The 7,736-nt window shown below is 65.0% G+C and carries 8 protein-coding genes and 1 pseudogene; 7 read left to right on the top strand and 2 right to left on the bottom strand.

What is annotated here, in order from left to right:
- Positions 1–495: pseudogene (locus ACVDHI_RS20465) on the bottom strand (transposase); the annotation flags it as partial.
- Positions 496–861: 366 nt separating this feature from the next.
- On the opposite strand from ACVDHI_RS20465, the gene ppk2 reads away from it, so the two are divergent.
- The 3 genes from ppk2 (at position 862) to ACVDHI_RS20450 (ending at position 3,080) form a co-directional block, all read left to right on the top strand.
- On the top strand, positions 862–1,686 hold the full coding sequence (ppk2, locus tag ACVDHI_RS20460; RefSeq protein ID WP_010673303.1) for a polyphosphate kinase 2: 825 nt from the start codon (positions 862–864) through the stop codon (positions 1,684–1,686).
- Positions 1,687–1,846: 160 nt separating this feature from the next.
- Entirely contained in the window at positions 1,847–2,908 is a 1,062-nt protein-coding gene (locus ACVDHI_RS20455; RefSeq protein ID WP_438413802.1) for a PQQ-dependent sugar dehydrogenase, read from the top strand.
- A gap of 16 nt (positions 2,909–2,924) precedes the next feature.
- Positions 2,925–3,080: an entericidin A/B family lipoprotein gene (locus ACVDHI_RS20450; protein WP_010673301.1), complete on the top strand. Its 156-nt coding sequence runs from the start codon at positions 2,925–2,927 to the stop codon at positions 3,078–3,080.
- 45 nt (positions 3,081–3,125) lie between these two features.
- On the opposite strand, the gene ACVDHI_RS20445 is transcribed toward ACVDHI_RS20450, so the two are convergent.
- Positions 3,126–3,920 (bottom strand): DeoR/GlpR family DNA-binding transcription regulator, encoded by a 795-nt coding sequence (locus ACVDHI_RS20445; RefSeq protein ID WP_010673300.1) that lies wholly within the window; start codon positions 3,918–3,920, stop codon positions 3,126–3,128.
- A gap of 256 nt (positions 3,921–4,176) precedes the next feature.
- On the opposite strand from ACVDHI_RS20445, the gene ltnD reads away from it, so the two are divergent.
- The 4 genes from ltnD to otnI are packed head-to-tail and all read left to right on the top strand — an operon-like array spanning position 4,177 to position 7,730.
- Complete coding sequence (gene ltnD, locus ACVDHI_RS20440; RefSeq protein ID WP_447212467.1) at positions 4,177–5,085, top strand: L-threonate dehydrogenase; 909 nt, start codon at positions 4,177–4,179, stop codon at positions 5,083–5,085.
- On the top strand, positions 5,082–6,335 hold the full coding sequence (otnK, locus tag ACVDHI_RS20435; protein WP_447212466.1) for a 3-oxo-tetronate kinase: 1,254 nt from the start codon (positions 5,082–5,084) through the stop codon (positions 6,333–6,335). Before ltnD ends, otnK begins: the two co-directional genes overlap by 4 nt.
- Positions 6,328–6,960, top strand: a complete 633-nt coding sequence (gene otnC / locus ACVDHI_RS20430; protein ID WP_041214644.1) for a 3-oxo-tetronate 4-phosphate decarboxylase — start codon at positions 6,328–6,330, stop codon at positions 6,958–6,960. The genes otnK and otnC overlap by 8 nt, the downstream gene beginning before the upstream one ends.
- Positions 6,957–7,730 carry a 2-oxo-tetronate isomerase gene (gene otnI, locus ACVDHI_RS20425; protein WP_042864307.1) on the top strand — a complete coding sequence of 258 codons (774 nt, stop codon included), beginning with the start codon at positions 6,957–6,959 and terminating at the stop codon, positions 7,728–7,730. The genes otnC and otnI overlap by 4 nt, the downstream gene beginning before the upstream one ends.
- The last annotated feature ends 6 nt before the right edge of the window (positions 7,731–7,736 follow it).

The following is a 7,736-nucleotide window of genomic DNA, read 5'->3' as shown; positions in this document are numbered from 1 at the left end:
ACATCAAGGCCCGGCTGCCAGCTGAGCCTCTACTCTCTTTGAACAAACACCGTAACTCACTTCTCTGCTGCACCCGCTCACGGTTAATTGTGCGCCTGCGAGCCAGATAGTCGTAAAAACAGGCGGTTGGTATACCGAAAGCGCAACAGACCAGGGTGGTGGGGGCTTGCTCCCTTAATCGGTCTATCAGCGCGTACGTTCGAGTTCGTCCGCCATCAAGAGAGCAGTAGCCTTTTTTAGAATGGCCTTTTCGCGTTCAAGCCGGTTGATGCGGGCTTCCAACTCCTGAATTTTTTGCTGCTCAGGGGTCAGCGCCCGGTTAGCAGGTGTAGCGCCACTTCGTTCTGATTGAAGTTGCTGAACCCATCGACGCAGCACAGTTTCGCCGACATCCAGTGAACGGCTGGCTTCGGGGACTGAATAGCCTTGGTCGAGCACCAGGGATGCGGCTTCCAGCTTGAACTCGGCAGTAAATGAGCGACGTAATCTTGTCATTGAACACCTCAAATAATGGTGGCGACTGTACCACCTAAAACGGTGTCCGGGATGATTAGACCACTACAGACAGGCCACTGGTTCGACTCCAGTCGGGAACACCATACACAGCAAGGGGCTGGCATCGTCATGATGCCAGCCCCTTGTGCGTTTCTGCGCCATTTCCCCTGCATCCATGGCGGCCAGGTCCCGCCCCCCCCTCTTCAATGTCTCACTGCCACCAACAACCCCGCGAGCCCCACCAAAGATGATCCCGGCCATCCCCCTGTAGTTGCCACTCCCGGTGGCGGCACACCGTCATCTACCCTTGAAGGGCGCCGTCCGGCAGGACGGCCTTCCATTCGCCGAGACACAGAGAAGGACATCATGGGCAGCAAACGAAAATCCAGAACGGAAGAACCGGTCGTGGCCGAGGCGCAAAAGCCCCTTGGCAACAAGGCATACGAAAAGGCGCTGCGCCTCTTGCACGTGGAGCTGGTCAGGCTGCAGCAGTGGGTGGTGCACAAGGGGCTCAAGGTCTGCATCGTCTTCGAGGGGCGTGACGGGGCCGGCAAGGGGGGCACCATCAAGGCGATCACCGAGCGGGTCAGCCCCCGGGTCTTTCGGGTCGTCGCACTGCCTGCCCCCACGGAGCGGGAGAAGAGCCAGCTCTACTTCCAGCGCTACATCCCCCATCTGCCGGCGGCGGGGGAGATCGTCATCTTCGATCGCAGCTGGTACAACCGGGCCGGGGTGGAGCGCATCATGGGTTTTTGCAGCGAGGAGGCGAGCGACAAATTCCTGGCTGGCACCCCCATGGTGGAAAAAGCCCTGGTGGACTCTGGCATCATTCTGCTGAAGTACTGGCTGGAGGTGACTCCACAAGAGCAGGAGCGGCGGCTGCGGGATCGCATCGACGATGGCCGCAAGATCTGGAAGCTCTCCCCCATGGACATCAAGTCCTTCGATCGCTGGGATGACTACACCCGGGCGCGGGATGCCATGTTCATCGCCACCGACACCGCCTGGGCCCCCTGGTTCGTGGCCCACTCCGAGGACAAGAAACGGGTGCGCCTCAACATCATCTCCCACCTGCTGGCGCACATCCCCTACGAGGCGCTGCCAGCCGAGCCGGTGAAGCTGCCCAAGCGCAAGATAGGCAAAGTCAAACCATCGGATCACCCGCTTCGCATCGTGCCAGCCCTCTTCTAGTCAGAGGGGGGTGAGCCCTGGCTCACCCCCTTTCCCTTCCTGCCCCAAGGGGTAACAGGCGCTGCCGGTATCACCCAATAGCTTGTTGTTGCTCACGTTTTCCCGTTTGCCTCCCCTATACTTCAGCGACATTCAGGTCTGGCCGAGCGAGGAGGCCCCCATGTTGCGACTGTTTGCCCTGCTGCTTGTCTGCCTGGTGCTCCCGGTGCGGGCGCTGACCCTGACCCCGGTGGCGGGGGAGCTACGCCACCCCTGGGGGCTCGCCTTCCTGCCGGATGGCGGCTACCTCATCAGTGAGCGCCCTGGGCGCCTGCTGCGCATCGACGCGGGTGGCACCCGCCATGTGGTCTCCGGCCTGCCGCCCCTCGCCGCCACGGGTCAGGGGGGCCTGCTCGATCTCGCCCTGGACGGCGATGGCTGGCTCTATCTCAGCTACAGCGAGCCGGGGGACGGGGGGGCTGGCACCGCCGTGGCCCGGGCCCGGCTGCAAAAAGAGGCCCTCGTCGACTGGCAACTGCTGTTTCGCCAAGAGCCCAAGGTGGTCGGCGGCGCCCATTTCGGCTCCCGCCTGGTGCTGACGGAGGATGGCTATCTCTTCATCACCCTGGGGGATCGCTACAGCGAGCGGGAGCGGGCCCAGACGCTGGACAACCACCTCGGCAAGACAGTACGCCTGCACAAGGATGGCCGGGTCCCCGCCGACAACCCCTTCGTCAAGACGCCGGGGGCCCTGCCGGAGATCTGGAGCCTGGGCCATCGCAACATGCAGGGGGCGGCCCTGCGTCCGGGCAGCCAGCAGTTCTGGACTCACGAGCACGGTCCCCAGGGCGGGGACGAGGTCAACCTCATCCTGCCAGGCCACAACTACGGCTGGCCCAGAGTGACCTTTGGCGAGGAGTACGGGGGCGGCAAGATTGGCGTGGGCCAGAGCGCGCCGGGCATGACGGCACCGCGCTGGATCTGGGTGCCCTCCATCGCCCCCTCGGGCATGGCCTTTTATCAGGGGAACCTGTTCAGGGAGTGGCAGGGGGATCTGCTGGTCGGCGCCCTGCGCGGTCAGGCCTTGTTGCGCCTGCACCTCGACGGAGACAAGATAGTGTCGGCAGAGCGGCTGCTGACCGATCTGGGGGAGCGGATCCGTACCGTCAAGGAGGGCCCCGACGGCGCCCTCTACCTGTTGACGGATTCAGGCCAGGGGCGCCTGCTCAAACTGACCCCATAGCATGAAAGGAGCAAGGATGAAGACGAATCGCATGCTGCTGGTGCTGTGCACCAGCCTCTGGTTGCTGGGCTGCAACACCATCCACGGGATGGGACGGGACATCGAGAAGGCGGGGGAGGTGATCCAGGGCTCCGCCAAGCTGACGGATGCACCGGCCGCAGAGGGTCGCTGATCCCGGTCAGGCGGCGCTGTGATTCGCCCCCTGTCGCCCCTTTCCTTACCCCTGTTCGGCGCTGGCCACCAGACTGGCCAGCGGCGCCATGGTCACCCTGACCCCGTGCTGTGCCAGCGCCTCGCGGGCGCTCTGGGGCAGTTGCTCGTCGGTGATCACCTGATCGATCGCATCCCAGCTCACCACGTTGAAGGTCCCCACCTTGCCATATTTGGACGAATCGCAGATGAGGATGCGCGTCGCCGCCGACTCCACCACGGCTCGCTTCACCGGCACCTTCTGTTCGCTCGGGGTGGAGATCCCCTGACTGTCCCAGGAGGAGGCTGACAGGAAGGCGATGTCCAGATGGAGGTTGCGCAGGAAGTGGGCGGTGGCCTCCCCGGCACAGGACTGGTTCTCGCGAATGACCTGCCCCCCGGTGTGATAGAGGCGGCAGCGGCCGTGCTCGATGAGGTAGGCGCAGACCATGAAGTCGTTGGTCACTATCATCAAGTCTTCCCGAAGCGCCAGCTCCCGGGCCAGCTCCAGGGAGGTGGTACCGGCATCCAGATAGACGGTGCTCCCCTCGCTCACCTGGGCGGCGGCGAGCCGCGCAATGGCCAGCTTGGCCCCCTGCATCAGGCTGCGCTTGGCGGCGTGTGAGGGCTCGCTCTTGATCCGCTGGGAGAGGCTGACCCCGCCGGAGACAGAGAGTACCCTCCCCTGCTCCTCCAGCTTCTGGATGTCGCGCCTGATGGTCATGTGGGAGACCTGCAGCCAGTCGGTCAGCTCCACTATGCTGACCACGCCGCGCTCTGCCAGCAGTTGCAGGATACGTTGCTGTCGCTCTACGGGAATCATCTTGCCTCGCGCCTCGGGAAAAGGAAGGTGCCATTCTACCCCAGCGACCTGGGAAAAAATGATAAATAACCTGAAACGGGCTCACAAATCACATTTATTCACAATAAAAACGCCAAAATTTGACTCAGAAGAATCTCAACCCGCACAAATAACAAAAATTAACACACATTGAGTTACTTTTTGTGACATGCGCCTGATATTTCACCGCCGCAAGCCTCTACTATCGGCTCATCAGTCGTAATCGAGGAATCACGAGATGAGCACTCCCTATCATGTTGCGGTCATCGGCCTGGGCGCCATGGGCATGGGCGCCGCCCGCTCCTGCCTGCGGGCCGGGCTCACCACCTATGGCATCGATCTCAGCGAGCAGGCCCGCAGCCAGTTGCAGCAGGCCGGTGCCGCCGCCGTCATGGCCGATGCCAGGCCCCTGGCCGAGACGCTCGATGCCGTGCTGTTGCTGGTGGTCAACGCCACCCAGGTGCGCCGCATCCTGCTCGGCGAAGCGGGGCTGGCTCGCCACCTCAAACCGGGCACCGCCATCATGGTCTCTTCCACCATCGCTGCCGAAGAGGCGAGCGCCCTGGCCGCCGAGCTGGCGCTGATGGGGTTGCCGATGCTGGATGCGCCGGTTTCCGGTGGTGCCATCAAGGCCGATGCCGGCGAGATGACGGTGATGGCCGCAGGCTCCGACGCCGCCTTCGACAAGCTGGCCCCGGTGCTGGATGCGGTGGCCGGCAAGGTCTACCGGGTCGGCAGCGAGCCGGGCCAGGGCAGCACGGTCAAGATCATCCACCAGCTGCTGGCCGGGGTGCACATCGCGGTGGCCGCCGAGGCCATGGCCCTGGCCAGCCGGGCAGGCGTGTCCCTGGATCTCATGTATGACGTGGTGACCCATGCCGCCGGCAACTCCTGGATGTTTGAAAACCGCATGCCCCGGGTGCTGGCCGGTGACTACCAGGCCCGCTCCGCAGTGGACATCTTCGTCAAGGATCTCACCCTGGTGGCCGACACCGCCAAGGCGCTGCGCTTCCCGCTGCCGCTCGCGAGCACGGCGCTGAACATGTTCCTCGGCGCCAGCAACGCAGGGTACGGCCAGGAAGATGACAGCGCCGTCATCAAGATCTTCTCCGGCATCCAGCTGCCGGGTCAGGAGGATCAAGCATGAAACTCGGTGTCATCGCAGACGACTTCACCGGCGCCACCGACATCGCCGGTTTCCTGGTGGAGAACGGCCTCTCCACCCTGCAACTCGCCGGCGTGCCGGAGCATGACGGGGATCTGCCCCCGGTCGATGCCGTGGTGATCAGCCTCAAGAGCCGCTCCTGCCCCGCGGACGAAGCGGTGCGCGACTCCCTGGCGGCCCTCGACTGGCTCAAGGCCCGCGGCTGCCCGCGCATCTACCAGAAATACTGCTCCACCTTCGACAGCACGGCAGCGGGCAATATAGGCCCCGTCACCGACGCCCTGCTGGCGGCGCTTGGCCAGAGCTTTACCCTGATCTGTCCGGCCCTGCCGGTGAACGGTCGCACCGTCTATCAGGGCAACCTCTTCGTCGGCACCCAGCCGCTGGCCGAGTCCGGCATGCGCCATCACCCCATCACCCCCATGACCGACAGCAACCTGCTGCGGCTGATGGAGGGGCAGGCCCAGGGCCGCGCCGGTCTGGTACCGTTCAATACCATCGCACAGGGTCCCGGCGCCATTGCCGACGCCTTTGAGCAGCTAACGCAAGCGGGTGTGCGCTACGCCGTGGTCGACACCCTGACCGAGCAGCACCTGCTGGACATCGCCACCGCCGCCCTCGACATGCCCCTGGTGACCGGCGGATCCGGCCTCGCCATCGGCCTGGCCCGTCAGCTTGGCAGCGGCGATCAGCAGGGTGCCCGCGAAGCGGGCTGGCCCAGAGGCACCCGCGCCGCGGTGCTGTCGGGCTCCTGCTCAGAGATGACCAACCGTCAGGTGGCCCGCTATCGCCAGCACGCCCCTGCCCTGGCGCTGGATGTGGTGCGCTGCCTCGAGGATGCCGACTACCCGGCCGAGCTGGCGCGCTGGGTACTGGACCAGCCCCGTACCCCGGCGCCGCTGGTCTACGCCACCACCAGCCCGGTGGAGCTGGCCCGCATTCAGGAAACCCACGGCCAGCAGGCGGCCAGCGACGCGGTGGAACACTGCTTTGCCCGCCTCGCCCAACTGCTGCAAGGCGCCGGCGTGGACCGCTTCATCATCGCCGGTGGCGAGACCTCGAGCCGGGTCACCCAGGCTCTCGGCGTCAAGGCGTTCCACATAGGCCCGCAGATCGCCCCCGGTGTGCCCTGGGTGCGGGCCATCGACGCCCCCCTCTCGCTGGCCCTCAAATCCGGCAATTTCGGGAGCGACGACTTCTTCGACAAGGCTCAGGAGTACTTCCATGACTGAACAGGCACTGCGCGACACCATGGTGATGCTGGGGGCCTCCCTCTTCCAGCGCGGTTATGCCACCGGGGGCGCCGGCAACCTCTCCGCCCTGCTGCCGGACGGCACCCTGATCGCCACCCCGACCGGCTCCTGTCTGGGACGTCTGAGCGCCGACAGGCTCTCCCACGTCAACCTGCAGGGGGAACACCTGGGGGGAGATCGCCCCTCCAAGGAGGTGGCCTTCCACCTCGCCATCTACCACAACAATCCGGACTGCCGGGCCGTGGTGCACCTGCACTGCACCCACCTGACCGCCCTCTCCTGTCTGGAGGGGCTGGATCCGGCCAACGTCATCCGCCCCTTCACCCCCTACTACGTGATGCGGGTCGGCCAGTTGCCGCTCATCCCCTACTACAAACCGGGGGATGCCCGCATCGCCGAGGAGCTGGGGCGCCGCGCCCCCGAAGGCAACGCCTTCCTGCTGGCCAACCACGGCCCCGTGGTGACGGGCAAGGATCTGGTGGATGCGGTCAACAACATGGAAGAGCTGGAGGAGACGGCACGCCTGGCACTGATGCTTCATGGCCACTCCATCCGCTACCTGAGCGAACCCGAAATTGATGAATTGAGGAGGATGAAACCATGAGCAAGTTTGCCGCCAATCTCACCATGCTGTTTACCGAGGTGCCGTTTCTGGAGCGCTTCGCCGCCGCCCGCGACGCAGGCTTCGAGGCGGTGGAGTTCCTCTTCCCCTACGAGTGGCCGGCCGCAGAGCTGGGCCGCCGCTTGCGCGAGCAGGGGCTCTCCCAGGCCCTGTTCAACATGCCGCCGGGCAACTGGGGCGCGGGTGAGCGCGGCATGGCCGCCATCCCGGGGCGGGAAGCGGAGTTTCGCGCCCACCTGCCAAGCGTGCGTGACTATGCCCTGGCGCTCGGCTGCACCAAGGTACACGCCATGAGCGGCATCGTGGACCCAGCCCATAGCCTCTCGGCCCACCGCCAGACCCTGATCGACAACATCCGCTTCGCCGCCGACTTCCTGGCCGAAGACGGCATCAAGGTACTGCTCGAGCCGCTCAACGATCGGGATGTCCCCGGCTACTTCCTGGCCCACCAGCTCGACGCCCTGGCCCTGGTGCAGGAGATAGACAGACCCAACGTGGGGGTGCAGCTCGACCTCTATCACGCCCAGATCATGGACGGGGATCTCACCCGTCTCATCGGCAAGCTGGGCCCGGCCATCGGCCACGTCCAGATCGCCTCGGTGCCGGATCGCCACGAGCCTGACGAGGGGGAGATCGCCTACCCCCACCTGTTCAAGGTGCTGGCGCAGGCGGGCTACCACGACTGGATAGGCTGCGAGTACAACCCCAGAGCCGGCACCCGGGAAGGGCTGGGCTGGCTGACACAACAATAACGACCC

Source organism: Aeromonas sp. 25-248, assembly GCF_053005425.1.
This window is presented reverse-complemented; position numbering and strand designations above follow the sequence as displayed.

What these genes read in the sequence shown, in the direction of transcription:
- ppk2 (WP_010673303.1), top strand. Translation starts at nt 862, where the DNA reads ATGGGCAGCAAACGAAAATCCAGAACGGAAGAACCGGTCGTGGCCGAG.
- ACVDHI_RS20455 (WP_438413802.1), top strand. Translation starts at nt 1,847, where the DNA reads ATGTTGCGACTGTTTGCCCTGCTGCTTGTCTGCCTGGTGCTCCCGGTG.
- ACVDHI_RS20450 (WP_010673301.1), top strand. Translation starts at nt 2,925, where the DNA reads ATGAAGACGAATCGCATGCTGCTGGTGCTGTGCACCAGCCTCTGGTTG.
- ACVDHI_RS20445 (WP_010673300.1), bottom strand. Translation starts at nt 3,920, where the DNA reads ATGATTCCCGTAGAGCGACAGCAACGTATCCTGCAACTGCTGGCAGAG.
- ltnD (WP_447212467.1), top strand. Translation starts at nt 4,177, where the DNA reads ATGAGCACTCCCTATCATGTTGCGGTCATCGGCCTGGGCGCCATGGGC.
- otnK (WP_447212466.1), top strand. Translation starts at nt 5,082, where the DNA reads ATGAAACTCGGTGTCATCGCAGACGACTTCACCGGCGCCACCGACATC.
- otnC (WP_041214644.1), top strand. Translation starts at nt 6,328, where the DNA reads ATGACTGAACAGGCACTGCGCGACACCATGGTGATGCTGGGGGCCTCC.
- otnI (WP_042864307.1), top strand. Translation starts at nt 6,957, where the DNA reads ATGAGCAAGTTTGCCGCCAATCTCACCATGCTGTTTACCGAGGTGCCG.